Below are 15459 nucleotides of genomic sequence, written 5' to 3'. Positions count from 1 at the left end.
AGGGCATTACTCCATCTTCGCAAATAAAGCCGCGTCGATTTTGGCATCGGCATAACGGATGGCCTCAGTCATCCGGTTTAGTAGGTCTGCGCCGGAAAGATGAAGGTACATCAATGTCGTTTGCGGGTTGCGGTGTCCCGCATAGGCACTCAGCTCATGCAGTTTCCAGCCAGCTTGTGCGAGGTGAGTCAAACGCAGATGGCGCAAGCTATGTGTACTAAAGCCCTCGACACCGGCCTGTTTTGCCAAGCCTTCGACAATCTTGCTCCAGGTCCATTTCGAAATTGGCTGACCAGCGTTGCGGCGTGATTCGGAGAAAAATACTAATCCGGCTTGCTGATTGATCCGATGACGATAAACCAAATATTCGCTCAATGCATTTCCAGCAGTAGCGGCATAACAGACTGTTCGAGGTGTACTGCTCTTTGTGGTTTCGGGTCGAATACGAATGAGGCGATGAGCAAAATCGAAGTCGGTGACACGCAAATTCACCAATTCCTCACGCCGCAAGGCGCCATAATAAGCCAGAGCGAACATCAATCTATTTCGAAGAGATTCCTGAGTAACCGCTTCGATGAGTTTTTTCCAATCCTCTTCCGAGGGAATGGCAGGTAGTAGTTTAAGTCGCCGAATCAAGCCGTGCGCAAATCCAGGATGGTAGTCGCTATTTCGATTCAGATAAGTGCCACGAGGGACTGGATTAAAGTCCCGAATATCTTGGTAAACCAAATGGTCATACCACAGGCGAACTGCCGTAAGATATTGCTGCATCGTAGCATTCGAGTGGCGGTATGACTTTTTTCCATCCTGAGCATCGCCACCCAAATACCGAACATAGAGGGAGACGTGCTCCAGCGTGGCTTTTTCGGCTTCCACTCCCAAGCCTTGGCAAAATCTAAAGTAATTGCTGAGTGCGCGCGCATAGGCGTCGAGCGTTGCGTCGGCACGTCCCAAGTTACCCAGCAGAACCAGCCATGATCTACCGTACGGGTTTTCAGAAAGAAAGGGGTAACGTTCCCAAACGAGATTAGTCATGAACGTGTAACTCCACTCGGAACTAAATCTGTTCACCAGATTATGGCACCAATAATTTTGATTCCAAATAACTTACTACAGCGTGTAATTGGACGAGAATAGCTGGATCTGATGCTGATCCACCAACTGCCGCACCTGAAACAACGGCACGCCCATTTTGATGCCCAGCGCTTTGACTTCATTACTGCGGGCAACGATGCAGCCGTCATTGTTGCTGAGTACGGCCACCGGTTTACCGATCAGGTCTGGCCGAAACACCCGCTCACAGCTGACGTAAAAATTGTTGCAATCGACCAGGCCGATCAGATTGGCTGGAGGGGTAACGAACTCCGTCACACGGCATGAATGACGTTGGTCACCACACCCCAAACCACCAGCTCCAGCTCGTCGTGGAGTAGAAAATCCGGATAGGCCGGATTTTCAGCGCGTAGTTTCCATTGCTCGTCGTCCAATACCAAGCGTTTGACCGTCAGTTCACCATTCAACGCGCAAATCACGATCTTGCCTGACACGGGTTCTATCGAGCGATCCACCACCAGAATGTCGTTGGGATGAATGCCGGCCCCTAACATCGAATCGCCTTGAGCACGGACAAAAAAAGTGGCTGCCGGTTTTTGAATCAGCAGTTCATTCAGATCAAGGGTTTTGTCGACATAATCCGCCGCCGGCGACGGGAAGCCCGCCGAGACTTTGCTGGCGAATAACGGCAAGCGGCATGCAGACAGCGGCCACTTGGGCGTCAAGATGGCAGGGTAATCCAGATGCAACCCGGCAAACGCACGACGCTTCAACTTGAACTGTAACGGCAGATTCGACATCATCGCTCCATGGCAACTTCTAGGGCTGCATAGTCTACCGTCGAAAATGCATTTGTTCTATATTTGTTCTTTATTCAAGTGTCAGCCATGTGCGGTCGCTACAGCCTGACCACTGACGCGGCAACCCTGGCCGAGCATTTTCAGGTGTTGAGGCAGATTCGATTTCAGCCCGGTTACAACATTGCGCCGAGTCGGAAGATTTTGACTGTCGTCGAACTCGATGATGGCTCACGTAAGGCGGTGAATCTGTTCTGGGGATTGGTGCCCTCCTGGGCGAAAGACAGCAAAAACAGTTCGCACCTGATCAACGCACGCATGGAAACCCTACGGGAAAAGCCCTCGTTTCGCAGTGCGTTTAAACATCGACGCTGCTTGATTCCCGCAGACGGCTTTTACGAGTGGGAGAGCCGAAATGGCAAACAAGCGTTTCACATCCACCGCGATGATCGTCAGCCCTTCGCCTTTGCCGGATTATGGGAGCAATGGCAGCACGACACGGAAACCCTGTATTCCTGCACCATCATTACCACCGCTGCCAATGCATTGATGCAACCCATTCATGAGCGAATGCCGGTGATCATTTCACCGGAGCATTATCACGACTGGCTCAACAAAGCTGCGGATGCGGACCATGCCTATCGGTTGCTCGATGCCTCGGCCTATACCCACATGATTGCGACGTCGGTCGGCGATTGGGTCAATAATCCACGGCATGAGGATGAGCGTTGCATAGCCCCGATTTAGACTAGCGCGCAATGTTGGCGTCAATCACAATTGGCACTACACTTTGGTCAACGCAAGCCAGAAACGGGTAGCAGACATGGAAAGAATAATATTGGCACTGTGGATTTTTTCCAGTGTGGCCTTTGCAGAGGGTGATGAAAAGCTCTGGCCTGAAGACAAACCAAAAAACTTTTGCCTAGATCCATCCTTGGAGACCAAAAGCGAAAATTTAGCTAAAGAGCATCCTGAGGATGAGCGATTGGTGAAGCTTGTAGCCTTGCGTTCTGGTTTATGTAATCTGGTATTAAAAAACATCGTTCCGCTAAATACTGCCATCGATATATTTGATGCCGAAAAGGAAAGTGAGATGCAAAAACGCTTACAAGAGGGACAAACCAATAAAGGGGATATCGTTCTGTAAACGACTCAGAATGAGCAAAACTTTTTCCAGAGTTTGTGTCGCTATCGACCCAGGCTGTGTAAAAGCGCTAGCTTTATTAAAAAATCTCACGACCAATTAACCGGGAGTGTAGATGAAGCGCTCATTCAGAGTACAGACCGAACTCAGGTAAACCTATTTCCTGAGCAACTGGAGGACTTGTCGCCGAGGACAATCCTATTTGGGTCGTTGATGTCATTGTTGAACAACTCAACCTGGACAAATTAGGATTCAAAGGGGTTACGCGAGCCTAGAAGATCGACAACCTACAAGTTAGCGTTTGTTAAGCTGCGTCTTGCTCAGATCATTACCCAAAAATATTTCACATCAAGTTTGTTAGCCAACCCATTGAAGTGTGCCAAATCGCCTCAGTCACGCAACAGATTGTTGCTCCATATCGACTTGATATATCAATAAAAACTGAAACAATGCTCCCCCACAGCCAACACGACTGGTTTGATGGAGGGCCTGGTGAAAATATTATTAGTTGCTATGACCGTTCTGTTTTCTGCAGCGATTCTGCTGATCGCCGGGTTTCAGCTAATTCGCTTATGCGTTACCGAATTGGTGGAATTTGTCTTAGAAGCCTGGCGAAGTCCCGAACTGAAGTCGACTAATTAATGTAATCGTCATCTAGCAAGGATGCCTTTGGGAAAACTGCCGATCATCATCGTATCATAGGAAATCGTTGGTTTGAAAAAAGCACAGAACGGCTCGATAAGAAATTGAAAATAACAATCAAGTAGGCAAAGTATTTGTTCTTGAACTTTGAGCACCCACCACAAGCCCTTATTGTCAGATCAGTAATCTATCAAACGAATTATTGTGATATTGATTCAGTTCCGATACAAATTGCTCATGGAGCGGAGAAATGCGCAACAGTTATCAACAGCCACCCATAGTTATCCACAACATTCCGTATTCAAACTGCGTTAGTTTCGTTGTTTGTGAACACTAATCCCGTTTTTTTTAACCATTAAGACCGTAGTAGCGCTTCGTTTATTCCGTTTTAAAGAAACATGAAATAAACGAATTCGATCGTTAACTTACTGAAATTAATAAAGAAATCCAGCTAGACTAAGATTTTAGTCTTTCTATAGTATTAAATTAGTCTTTCTAAGTACCGCCGCAGTCATCGGCGGATAAAACCAAAATAATTTCGTTAAATTGAATTTGATTTGACTTTGATACCCATTTCGGAGAATACAAAGATGACATGAATATATTGCTGAGCAGTATGAATAAATCGCCCTACCGCTAATTTCTTACTCCGTAGTATAACGACATGAAGTTAAACGCCACATTCAACATTTAAGGTGATTCCATCCCAGAAGCATAAGGAAAGCACTACTTTCTAGTTTCCACATAAATTCTTTAATGTTTGGGGACCAGAATCATCCGTAGTCTCGCGACATGAAGCTTACCTTAATTACGCTCCATGTTCATGCGAGGGGAAGCTCGAAAAACCTATTTCCCTTAATTACACCAAAATAAAATCAATAGGTTATATGCGGTTTAGGATGTTTGCCCTGCCCTGCCCTGCCCTGCCCTGCCCTGCCCTGCCCTGCCGCACGCAACAATTGTCGACAAAACCCACTGCTTTCTCCGTAGTATAACGACATGAAGGATCATTTGTATCCTTGCGTTTTTTACAGAGGGTTTAGCCAATTGTTTACCGTAGTCATGCTACATGAAGATCAATACCCTACTTATCTAACATTTCATTTGGTGCAATATCCGGTACCGGACACCAAAGTTATGCCGAACTCGTGAATAACGCACAGTAACTTCTACTTGTCTTACTACCGTAGTAGCACTACATAAAAAATGTCCAATTTCAACTCAGATGTACCCCTGCTAAATTTTAGGACCTTCAACCTCCAAACGACAATTTCCCGCAAATTTAGGCGATATCAACTACTTACTCCGTAGTAGAACGACATAAAAGTAATGTTGGGGCGAGATCGAATTCGTTCTGTTTGATCCTCTTAACTTCGCAATTTTTTGTTGGTACGATTTAATCGATACAGATACCTTCTGTCCGGCACCGGACATTTTAACTAAGGATCACAACAAATCTCCGTAGTATTGCTACACATAAGAATTATTGAATCTTCTAAATTCAAGCTCAGGTAACCTCTGATGAATGCTCTATTCGTGAAGAATTAACTTGTAACCAATTGATTTTACAAGTACTGGAATTTGAGATATCAAATTTTCGTAGGCCCCAAGTTCTACTTTGTCTCCGTAGTGTCGCTACATTAAGATACTTTCTAACCCCTTCAATTGAGCTCAATTTGCTCCTATGTGAATTAAAATCAACAAGGTACGTACTCAATAAAGCTCGATGAAGTATAAAATTTCAATTTCTTTCTCCGTAGTAGGGCTACATGAAGGATATGCTTAATTAGCAGGCTGTTGAAAAAATGGTTGATATACGTTTGCGCAGTGACAAAATTGACTACATATTGCTGACTGTTGCTAAGAATGCTACTAGATATAGACTCCCTAAAGTGCCAAAGATACAAATTCAACAGCCTGCTAACCCAAACTTAACGAACCTTTATTTCACCGTAGTTTCAGTACACGAAGAAAGCAACTGAGCAAAATTGGCAAGTGACTTCTTCTAGTGAATAAGATTTTCACCCATACAAGGATCGAAAATCAGGAGTCTATATTGGCTGCCTTCGGTACCCCTAGCCATCAGCGCCAATTTGGCTTTGACCCCGCAGGTGGATTAAAGCATTGTATCTCGCACCACTCGACGATGTTTGGCGAGCCCCTAGTTTTCACAACCGAAAGTCCGCCCGGTGCTATTCCTTTCAGAATTTACTTTAACTTCGCTCGCTCTCGCTTTGCTTTCCTGACAAATTGGTGAAAATTGTGGCCAATTAGAGTGCTTCCGCCATCTTTATAGTTACTGCTTTAAGCGACAGCTAATATGCCGCGATAGTGTGTATGGAAGGGCTGCAGGTTCATAAACTGCCCAACGAACTGGGAAAGCGCGTTAGGGCCAGACACGGCTACCTGAGATCAATGCTGGTATGAGTTCCAGCGACAATTGAGCAAACTTGCTTGGTATAGCGGACAGTTCAGAGTTACTCCACCCAAAAATCCGCTGGAATTATTCATGTTGGGCCCGTGTCGCCAAAGAGAATGGGCTAACTCAAGCGCAATTGAGGTATGTGAAATAGGATTTGAGGGTATCTGGTCGGCGCAATCAATGCACTACGGGTAAGACATGCCGGATTAGCTAGTCCGGAGATTTCTCGTGCGATTAGGCTGTTAAGCCAAGAACCCACAGTAGCACTCCGGCTGCTACAGCCGGACCGCCACGGGATGCTCTTTCCTTCAGGCTGGTGACGAGGTCAAATTTGGGCAGAAATGTAAGAAATTCTTAAGTCAAAATTTTGTCCGGTACCGGACACTTCTACAGTTGATAACGTTCTTACTCAGTATCTCGAATAAATTAAGTATTTGTTACGTGCATTGAAAATTGTCCGCGAGTAGCGAATAGATGGTCAATAAAGCTTTGAAACACATAACATATAACCTATGCCCTTATCTGTTTGAAGTTAACGGACGGATTTAATGTTTGGCAGATTCAGAAATCTTATGACTAGAGCAGTCCTTGAAGAGTGGATATCGCCATTCATCCTGTTTTTATCTAGATGGACAAAGACTAAGCCATATCCACTACAAAGAGATGCTATTTAGGTGGGATAAAATGTAAATATTCGTTAATTTAATTCTTCCGTCGTCTTGAAAATTCAAGGACAAAAGGTTCACTTCTTCCTGTGCCGTGTATGACAAAATCGCACCAATCAAACTGGTCACGAAGTTGCTTTAATACTGCTTCCATACGCGGACGTAAACGGGAGCGATCGCCATGCCAATGGATCACATCTGCTATGTACTCAAGCTCTTTTTTATAATAGTTACCTTGGGTGCAAAGGAAACGATAAAGTGCCCTACCGTTTGCTGAGGATATCTGCCTGCGCATTTTCCAGTTATGGAAGGTCGCCTGTTCCTTAAGCCACTTAACCATAAGCGGTGAGAATTGGGCAAATATCAACCCGTCTTCTTCATAAGCTCGCCATTGAATATCGACAAGTCTGATCGTTTGACCATCCCAACTTTCTCCAAGGTATAAATCCTTTTTTCGTGTTTCCAGTTCGATGCTGACGTGAGCAAGCCTTCTTATTGATTCAATAGTTGCTTTGTAATTCAGACCCGAATCATTGATACCAAGTTCTTTATTGATCTGCCCTACTGTTGCAATCATAACCTGTACAGTTAGGTTTCCCCGCTCATCGTTAAGCCATGATGAATCGTTAAGAGGAACTGGTAGTTTTGATCCCTGCCCAATTAAGCGCCTACCCGATAACTGAAGCATTGCGAATAGAACGTCTTCGTCCTCGATAGTCACCGGTGGTCCAAAACGTCTACCCCGACCAAATGGCGTTTCAAACGCGAATGCCAAATCTTTATCTAGCATGTTGCGCTGACAACGTGCTGGAATGGGAACAAAAATTGGTAAACGTGCTAAAAGAGTTGGGATGGCATTCGTGTCTGAAACAGACAATGAAGTGAATAAACCCAATTGCTCTGCTTCTAGCAAACGTGCATCAGCAGCCTTCACTAACTTTCTACCGATACCCTTTATTTTTTTTCGATTTTCAACAGGCAGCGTATGTGTAGCTTCTTCGACTATTGTGTCCATCGTCGCTAAATCAATTGCCTGTTCTTTTTCAGCATCGAATAAATCCTTTTGCCGTTGTTTCGACTCCGCATTTCGCTTAGCAAGGAAGCTGTCCATTTTTGATTGCGAAGCTGCCATTCATAACTCCAATATAGGTCTCAAACGGTATATCTAGTAACAAGTATGATCGTAAAATACTAATTGGTCAATGTACAATACACTAAGCAGTGTGGTACTATCAAGCGTATTGTACAGTTAGGAATAGAACTGTCCGGTACCGGACACTTAGGAAACGACTCTAAAAGATAGGGTGAAAGCAAAATGGCAGCAGAACAGATCACAAATATACCCGATTACGCAAAACTGAAAGTACTTACAATCGGTAATCATAAAGGCGGAGTAGCAAAGACAACTTTGTCAAAATTACTGACAGAGTACAGCGTCCGTAAAGGGAAACGAGTTCTGGGCATTGATATTGATCCACAATGCAATTTCTCCGCAAGATTTGTACAAATGACAGAAGACGGCGGTACACCGCCTTTTCATCCAAATTTTGATCCTAAGGATCCGACTTGGGATGAATTACCGTATGCACCCCCAGGATATTGGTCAATAGCAGAATTTTTCCGATTGGGATACGCAGAGCCTTACCCCACGGACCACCCTACTCTAAGTTTTATCCCATCACACAAAAGAGAATTGACATCTTTTCTAGAGCAAGTTGAGAGGAATAGTATTCAAGAAGCCGTTGTGGAGCATATGAGGGCTATGTTGTCGATGGAGTATTACCAAGACGAATTCGATCTCGTCATTGTCGATACCCCACCCCAAACCTCCGCATTAACAGCATCTGCAGCGCGTGCAGCCACCCACTTATTAATACCGACAGAAATGCAAGAAGACTCCGTTGCTGGCATGGCTGATATGGCACAACTATGGCAAGCCGAGAATCAGGTGCGCGATACCAATAAATTACAATTGATTGGAATCCTGGCAACAAAATACGATCCACAGTCAGCTGCCCAAAGAAAAACAATGGAACAGCTAATTCAGAATGAAGTATTAGGGGACAAGTTAATTTACCCACCAATGCGTTATTTACAGACATATGCTAATAGTTCTTCAACCTTTGCGAACCCGCGCTCCCTCTTTGAGATGCACGAAAATACACCAGCTCGAAATGAGGCAGAACAATTTTGCAAAGTAATTTTTGAGAGGATCTTCAAATGAACGAAGAAGGACTACCCAGAAAGCCGGGGCTTTTAAAAAGAAATGCAGTAGGCGTACAACCTGGTACGATCTCAAAAGTAGCCGCGCAAATTGCGGCAGCTGAAAATGCAAAACAGCAAGAGTACGAACTACGGCAAGTACCGCTGGCAGATATTCAGCTATGGGAAGATCAGCCAAGGACATTTCATTTAACGCTTAGTGACATCTATCGTGGATATATCCAAGAGGATGATCCGTATCGAATGAACAAAACCGAGGAGTTGGAAGGCATTATCACTTTGGCGATGAGCTTAAAGGAATTTGGTTTGCTTAATCCACCAATTGCATTTGCATTGCCTGGAAAACACGTTCAGTTAATGGGTGGGCAACGTCGAACAATGGCTGCTATTTTTGGTTTATTTCATCTGGAAACCATCATAGATGAGCATGAAAATAGGGTTCATGAGTTAACAATCAATCCGGAGCCGGATTTAACCCTCTTACATGTTGAACGAATAACCGTAAAAGTATTTTTACGTAAACCACAAGCACAAACGGTAGAACGCCTGGGTATCATCGATAATGTTCAACGCGATGATTTATCTATTGGTGACAAATTACGATGGCTGATAAAGTTCTCAGCGCATCAAGAAGAGAAGGGAAGGGCGGTCCGGTGGCGTGATTTGGTTGATACTTTAGGACTTTCGAGATCTCAAGCCTATGAATGGATGAACGTAGTCCAAACGCGAAATGATGAATACGTTAGACAGGTCATACAATTCGTTATTGAGGGAAACGCATCGTTTGCCAGGTTACTGGAATTAGCTAAAGCGGACTCTCACCAACGAGCTCATCAGTTTCGCCTATGGTTTGGTGAAAGAGGAGGGCGTGGCAATACGGCAAAGGTTTCCCTGGGACACACCACAAATCTAAATGCGTTGAAATCGTTGGTTTTAGCTAACGTCGACGACGATCATTTGGAAGAGTTCAAGGCTCTAAATTGGGATGATCCTAAAAGTGTAAAGAAAGCCTTTGCAACATTTTTAGACTATTGGATAGAAAAAAATGGCTGATGTTCGTCCCCAGGGTATCAAGGCAAATGCATCAATTAGGAAAGTCACAGTAAAGCTACCAGCAGCACTGAAATTGTCGTTACCAGCCAAGATATTGGCAGATGGTTATAACATGCGCCAGAAAAGTAAATGGGTTGTCGAAGCAATACAATCCTTATTAGCAAAGAATGGATGGGAAGGGGCCTTGCTTTCCGAATTGGTTGTCAAACCAAATTCACAAGATGTATTCAGTATTCCAGACGATTTAGTTTCCAAAATCAATATGGAAGCTCATCGAGTAGCATTGCAGAATCCCAGTCTTAATGCCAATCAATCTACAATTATTCGGGCGGCCATTAACAGGCGATTACTAGGCTTTTTCCAAAAGCCTGAATGACTATGTATTTAGTTTCATCCGAAACATTCGTTTACAAGAAGATCGGCAATAAGTGTAGGTGATGAAGTGCATTGCTTTACTCTAGACCAAATCTGTTGAGCTACTTGGAAGAGGGGATGTATTAAGGTTATTAGAAATAACTATAAAACCCTATTATCTTCGCAAAGGGGTAGGGCATGGCCAACGTACCACCCACAATGTTTGAGATTTTGTTAGAGCGACAACATTCATATACCGTTGAGCGCATGGCCGAGGTCATGGTGCCGCGATTCCACCATCTCAACGACTGCTTAAGAAAGCTGCTATGCTTGTGAGAGCACATAGGGCTGTACTGAAAAGTGGTGATTAGTTGACTGCCGCCAAAATCGCGCAACTGGCAGGATTGAGCAAACAAACTCCGAGCGCTCAGCCCAATAAATAGAAAACCAGGGAATGATTTTTGCAATAAACCATGGCGGCGTCGATTACTTTCCGGATTACGGGCGGGACAGTGCGGAAGGCTTTCGGCCAATAAAAATCATTGGAATCTTTAAAGGCCACAAGGACAGCGGGGCAGTGGCATACTGGATTCACTCGGACAACAGCTTTTTGGGGCAATCGGCCTCTGGATTTGTTGGCGCCGGAGCGGGTTGCCGAGGCTGCCATAGACGAGGTTCAGGAACTGGCGCATAGTTAATGGAGGAGCTTCTCCGTTACCTGTCGATGAGGAAAAGTTTCTCATACCCAGTCTACAAATCAGCTTCATGTTACGGTCATCTCGCTTACGAAGGGTGAGGTTTTCCACCGGCTCCATCGAAGAGACAATTCGATCCGGACATACATGGGAATGTGCGTTTTAGTCCGATTCAAGATAAATCGTGTAAACCTATCCCCGTGCTGTAAGGTGGGACGACGAGAGTGATTCACGATGTACCTTACACCCCAGGTTTTAAGAACTTCGATAGGGGCAAGTTAGTTGACCAGGTTCATTCAACCGTTGTGGTCAATCAGTAGTTTCAACTCATCGATACCGAGAAGGACCAATATCCGGCCACACGAAAGTGTGCCGAGGCCTTCCATCATCACTATCCACAAATCCAAGGGTTGTGCCGGATATCCAGGCAAGACGAGTCCACACGCGCTGTCGTGCATTTTGGTAATGGCATTCCTGGCAACGTAATTAAGTTGGAAAAGAATTCACGCAGTTTGTTGGGCGACGCCGAAGCTTACGAGACACAGCTAGGACTAGCCGATCGAATAGGTAAAAGTGGCCCCATTCGTTTGAACAGCGAAACCGGAATTTAAAGTGAAATCCCTGCCATGGTTTAGGCAGCCAACTTGAGGCTTAGCAAGCCATCGTTATACGCCTGTTGTGGCGTTTTTCGTTCCAAACTGGAATGCGGTCGTTCGTGGTGTACCACTCGGAATAATCCAGAATTGAGGCGCGGGCTTGACCGACTGAATCCTGAACGTGCAGGTAGACTCGCTCGTATTTGACAGATCGCCATAGCCTTTCCACCAAGACATTATCCCGCCAGGCGCCGCGACCGTCCATGCTGAGCTGGCAGCCCTTGCCTTTCACGGCATCGACAAACGCCTTGGCGGTGAACTGGCTGCCTTGGTCGGTGTTGACGATGTCCGGCCTGCCGTAGCGCTTGAAAGCCTGCTCCAACACATCTACCGTATGACAGGCTTCCAGGGTGATCGCGACCTTGGCGGCCAAGACCTTACGAATCGCCCAGTCGACCACCGCCGTTAAATACGCAAACCCTTTGGCCAGCGGGATGTAGGTCGTATCCAGTGCCCAGACCTGATTGGCAGGGTCGATGGTCATGCCGCGCAGCAAGTAGGGATAGATGTCGTGACCGGGCGTCTTCTTACTGGTATTGGGCTTGCAATACACGGCCTCGATGCCCACGCGCTTCACTTGTGCCCTGTGGGTATCAAGGTTTCACATGCTTACGACCGACCTCGATGCCTTGCCGATCGAGCTGATCCCGCAGTTGGCGAGCACCTATGAACGGGTGCTTCAGGTGCAGTTCGTCGAGTCGGCGCATGATGTCCAGATCGCGCTCCGAAACCGGCTTAGGCAGATAGTACACACTGCCGCGACTGATGCCTAATAGCTCGGCCTGCCGACCAATCGGTAGTTGGGATTGACGGTCGATCATCGCTTTGCGCCTTGTGCCCTTTGGGTATCAGCAATCCCGCCTTGGTGAGTGCGCCCTCTACCCAAAGGGCACAAGTAAAAAATCGTTCTCCAAGGTCAGTTGGCCGATTTTCGCGTGTAGGGCTTGTAGATCGACGGGTGGCGATTCGGGCTCCGTGGGCTTTCCAAACACCTCGGCAGCCCGCTCGCTCAGTTGCTTCTTCCAATCAACAATCTGATTTTGATGAACCTCAAACTCCTGGGTCAATTGGGCCAAGGTTTTATCGCTAGCCAAGGCCGCTAGGGCAACTTTGGCTTTGAAGGCCGCTGAATGTTTTCTTCTCGGATTTTGGGACATCTTCTGCTCCGTTTCTTTGTCCTTGCGGACGTTCAAAAGTAGCAGGGTTTTTCACTTAACCGACTGTTCAATTTTTTGGGGCCGGCTCTGATAAGAGGGCTTTCACATTTATTCGGAGTAGCCGGAGCTAAATTGGTCGTTAAAACGGGGGAGGGGCGCAAAATTCTTTTGATTTTCACTTGGTTATAAGACTACTTAAATAAATCAAGGTTTAATATAGCTACTGCTGATAAGTATAATAATCAGTTGTTGTCCTTCGAAATAGTTAAATAATTCAGCGAAACACTGAATAAATTATTTATTTTTTATGTCTAAAAACGTCCGGAAGCCATGGCGACCGCGGGAAACAGCCAATCACGCGGGCTTGAGCGAAAGACGATTTAACTGTCGATAATGCGCTGCCCGAATCCGCCCGGAAAAATCGCGACTATTAACTGCAGAAACTAAGCGAGCAGTGAGTTGCGAATCGCCGCAAACCAGCGAAAATTGGACGATTTCAACCAAGTGAAACGGTTGAAAATGACAGCACTTGCAAAATTGGATGACAATGCCACGTCAGCCGTGGCTTAGCCACGATAGCTGATACAAAGCCTGCTCGTTGGCTTGGTTAATGAGACTAAATGCATTTTGCCAGCGGGTTTTTGCATGCACGAACTGCGTGGTTACATCGAACTGGTGGTGATTTGCTGATAATGTGCCGTATTTATCATCCTGATGACCCTTAACAGGTTATATTTGGCGCATTATGGCGGGCGTTACAACCTTAAGGACGCATTATGGGCATACAAGATCGAGACTATTACTGGGAAAGACATCAGGCGGCATCAAAAGTAAACGTTTCTGACTTCGACAAGTTGTCCCGACACCGTCCACAACCGACCAACCGGTCTTCTGGGAGCTTAAAATACCTCTTAACACCGGCCATGATCCTCTTCAGTCTTTGGTGGGGGACCGATAAGTTTCTAAAGCTGAATGGGGGGCATCTTCCAGCATCACCCTCTGTATCAATTCCTGCAGAGAACACCCCGGTTGCTATGCCTATTTCTGGGGGGCTTGAAATAGTGGCCGATCGACAAGGACATTTCCGGGGAACCGTGTTGATCAATAATGTGCCGATGCCTTTTTTGATCGATACCGGCGCGACCATGACCTCCATTCCAGCGCGCTTTGCCGATGCCGCTGATCTACCGGTCGGCAGGCCCATTAATAGCAATACCGCGGGTGGACAGGTTATTGATCGGCTGACCCAAATAAATAGCCTGAAAATTGGGAATGCTGAAATCAGAAATCTCAATGCGACGATCAATCAGCATCTGGATGAAGTCTTAGTTGGCATGAACACCTTGAAATATTTCACCATTACCCAAAGCCATAACAGGATGACGCTGGTGGCCAATGGTTCTTCACCGGAACAAATAGTCAGGGCGCCTGTTATGTCCCCGGTCCCAATTCGACCGGCCACACTGGCCGTCGAGCAACCGATTGCAACACCTGAAATTAAGCGAGTTACCAAGGTGAAAAAGACGGTAAATTGCAACGCGCAACAAGTTTGCACGACGACGTATAGCGACCACTAGCGTAGTTGGGATTTGAGTATTTGAAGGTGTAGTAGAGTAGGGGACCGAACGTTTATTGGTGCTGCCTGTCCGTTGTCGGCTTAAAATAGCCCATTGAATATGGCTGTATCAGATTTGTTGACCCAAATTGTACAACTCGAACAATTTCGAGCCTTGGCAAAACAAGAAGGCCTGCCAGACGATACCGGCCAAGCTTTGTGCGTGAGGCGTTTTTTCGGGTAAAACCGACATAAGGGTAAAAACGGGTACAGCCGACATACGTTTAAAAATAGGACATAGCGACTAATCTCCGCTGTACAGCTGCGAAAAGCCCCTTGTTCAGGGGCTAAAATCGAAGGCGACTATTGATGATCGGTATCAAACTTCGCCTGTTCAAATTGTATTAGATCGTCATTGTCCACGCGATCGTAAATATCTTCCACGGACAAGGTCAGTTGAATCGAATCGAAGGTGACGCGATCCCCGAGATAATAATACTCCGAACGCCAGTCGCGTTTCCGGCGCATCACGATGATCGAGACGATATCCTGTTCGATCAGCACATATTCCTCAAGCGCTGGAATATTGATGTAGTAAAGCAACTTTTTAGTGGTATCGATTTTACGAGTCGAATTCGATAGCACTTCGACAATCAGCAGGGGCGACGTTAGAAAATCCGCATCGCCGGCCGCATTCGTACAATCCACTACGACATCCGGATAAAAGTAGTTCTGACCGGCTTTCACCTTGGTATCGGCCATGAACGCCTCGCAAGGCCGGCCTTTTAAATGACTGCGAAACTCGCCAAGCACGTTGGCCGAAATCCGCGAATGGTTGTGATTCGCGCCGGCCATGGCCAGAACCCGGCCATCGAGATATTCGTGTTTAGTTTCGGACACGCGCTCGCTCGCGAGGTATTGCGCCTCGGTCATGAAAGACTCGCTGGATTGTAACGTCATCGCTGGTTCCGTAGAGTGTGGAGAGTGTGTGTTCATGCTGGTTTCCTCGAATTGTTATGAAAAACCGTCGGGAAAACAAGCCC

General features: G+C 46.1%; 11 protein-coding genes and 2 pseudogenes. 7 read left to right on the top strand and 6 right to left on the bottom strand.

The window, feature by feature from the left end:
* Positions 1-6: 6 nt before the first annotated feature.
* From QLH52_RS06485 to QLH52_RS06475, 3 genes and pseudogenes are all read right to left on the bottom strand, one after another.
* Positions 7-1035 carry a tyrosine-type recombinase/integrase gene (locus tag QLH52_RS06485; protein WP_319960978.1) on the bottom strand — a complete coding sequence of 343 codons (1029 nt, stop codon included), beginning with the start codon at positions 1033-1035 and terminating at the stop codon, positions 7-9.
* Between the two features lie 78 nt (positions 1036-1113).
* Positions 1114-1371 (bottom strand): annotated as a pseudogene (locus QLH52_RS06480) (Y-family DNA polymerase); the annotation flags it as partial.
* The gene (locus QLH52_RS06475) at positions 1368-1856 is read right to left on the bottom strand and encodes a LexA family protein (RefSeq protein WP_245006539.1); all 489 of its coding nucleotides are present in this window, start codon (positions 1854-1856) and stop codon (positions 1368-1370) included. The pseudogene QLH52_RS06480 and the gene QLH52_RS06475, both read right to left, overlap by 4 nt.
* 84 nt (positions 1857-1940) lie before the next feature.
* On the opposite strand from QLH52_RS06475, the gene QLH52_RS06470 reads away from it, so the two are divergent.
* From QLH52_RS06470 to QLH52_RS06460, 3 genes are all read left to right on the top strand, one after another.
* Positions 1941-2597: an SOS response-associated peptidase gene (locus tag QLH52_RS06470; RefSeq protein ID WP_319960977.1), complete on the top strand. Its 657-nt coding sequence runs from the start codon at positions 1941-1943 to the stop codon at positions 2595-2597.
* A 76-nt stretch (positions 2598-2673) separates the two neighbouring features.
* Entirely contained in the window at positions 2674-2997 is a 324-nt protein-coding gene (locus QLH52_RS06465) for a hypothetical protein (protein ID WP_221054695.1), read from the top strand.
* A 489-nt stretch (positions 2998-3486) separates the two neighbouring features.
* On the top strand, positions 3487-3636 hold the full coding sequence (locus tag QLH52_RS06460) for a hypothetical protein (RefSeq protein ID WP_319960976.1): 150 nt from the start codon (positions 3487-3489) through the stop codon (positions 3634-3636).
* A gap of 3124 nt (positions 3637-6760) precedes the next feature.
* Here the strand turns inward: QLH52_RS06460 and QLH52_RS06455 are convergent.
* A complete protein-coding gene (locus tag QLH52_RS06455; RefSeq protein WP_157199149.1) occupies positions 6761-7855 on the bottom strand; it encodes a hypothetical protein in 1095 nt (364 codons plus the stop codon).
* Positions 7856-8038: 183 nt separating this feature from the next.
* Between QLH52_RS06455 and QLH52_RS06450 the strand changes: the two genes are divergently transcribed.
* Genes QLH52_RS06450 through QLH52_RS06440 form a run of 3 tightly spaced genes read left to right on the top strand, consistent with a single transcriptional unit; the run spans position 8039 to position 10375 of the window.
* Positions 8039-8947, top strand: a complete 909-nt coding sequence (locus QLH52_RS06450; protein WP_319960975.1) for a ParA family protein — start codon at positions 8039-8041, stop codon at positions 8945-8947.
* Entirely contained in the window at positions 8944-9999 is a 1056-nt protein-coding gene (locus QLH52_RS06445) for a ParB N-terminal domain-containing protein (protein WP_221054696.1), read from the top strand. The genes QLH52_RS06450 and QLH52_RS06445 overlap by 4 nt, the downstream gene beginning before the upstream one ends.
* Complete coding sequence (locus tag QLH52_RS06440) at positions 9992-10375, top strand: hypothetical protein (RefSeq protein ID WP_319960974.1); 384 nt, start codon at positions 9992-9994, stop codon at positions 10373-10375. Before QLH52_RS06445 ends, QLH52_RS06440 begins: the two co-directional genes overlap by 8 nt.
* Positions 10376-11679: 1304 nt before the next feature.
* Here QLH52_RS06440 and QLH52_RS06435 read toward each other — a convergent pair.
* Positions 11680-12861 (bottom strand): annotated as a pseudogene (locus tag QLH52_RS06435) (IS3 family transposase).
* Between the two features lie 776 nt (positions 12862-13637).
* Between QLH52_RS06435 and QLH52_RS06430 the strand changes: the two are divergent.
* Positions 13638-14438, top strand: coding sequence for a retropepsin-like aspartic protease family protein (locus QLH52_RS06430; RefSeq protein WP_319960973.1), 801 nt, complete (start codon positions 13638-13640; stop codon positions 14436-14438).
* Between the two features lie 341 nt (positions 14439-14779).
* On the opposite strand, the gene QLH52_RS06425 is transcribed toward QLH52_RS06430, so the two are convergent.
* Entirely contained in the window at positions 14780-15412 is a 633-nt protein-coding gene (locus QLH52_RS06425) for a Uma2 family endonuclease (RefSeq protein ID WP_319960972.1), read from the bottom strand.
* Between the last annotated feature and the right edge of the window lie 47 nt (positions 15413-15459).

The organism is Methylomonas defluvii, assembly GCF_033949435.1.
In the GTDB taxonomy this organism is placed as follows: Bacteria; Pseudomonadota; Gammaproteobacteria; order Methylococcales; family Methylomonadaceae; genus Methylomonas; species Methylomonas defluvii.
This window is presented reverse-complemented; position numbering and strand designations above follow the sequence as displayed.

Coding starts and splice junctions, on each gene's coding strand:
- QLH52_RS06440 (WP_319960974.1), top strand. CDS start 9,992: ATGGCTGATGTTCGTCCCCAGGGTATCAAGGCAAATGCATCAATTAGG.
- QLH52_RS06485 (WP_319960978.1), bottom strand. CDS start 1,035: ATGACTAATCTCGTTTGGGAACGTTACCCCTTTCTTTCTGAAAACCCG.
- QLH52_RS06430 (WP_319960973.1), top strand. CDS start 13,638: ATGGGCATACAAGATCGAGACTATTACTGGGAAAGACATCAGGCGGCA.
- QLH52_RS06425 (WP_319960972.1), bottom strand. CDS start 15,412: ATGAACACACACTCTCCACACTCTACGGAACCAGCGATGACGTTACAA.
- QLH52_RS06445 (WP_221054696.1), top strand. CDS start 8,944: ATGAACGAAGAAGGACTACCCAGAAAGCCGGGGCTTTTAAAAAGAAAT.
- QLH52_RS06450 (WP_319960975.1), top strand. CDS start 8,039: ATGGCAGCAGAACAGATCACAAATATACCCGATTACGCAAAACTGAAA.
- QLH52_RS06470 (WP_319960977.1), top strand. CDS start 1,941: ATGTGCGGTCGCTACAGCCTGACCACTGACGCGGCAACCCTGGCCGAG.
- QLH52_RS06455 (WP_157199149.1), bottom strand. CDS start 7,855: ATGGCAGCTTCGCAATCAAAAATGGACAGCTTCCTTGCTAAGCGAAAT.
- QLH52_RS06465 (WP_221054695.1), top strand. CDS start 2,674: ATGGAAAGAATAATATTGGCACTGTGGATTTTTTCCAGTGTGGCCTTT.
- QLH52_RS06475 (WP_245006539.1), bottom strand. CDS start 1,856: ATGATGTCGAATCTGCCGTTACAGTTCAAGTTGAAGCGTCGTGCGTTT.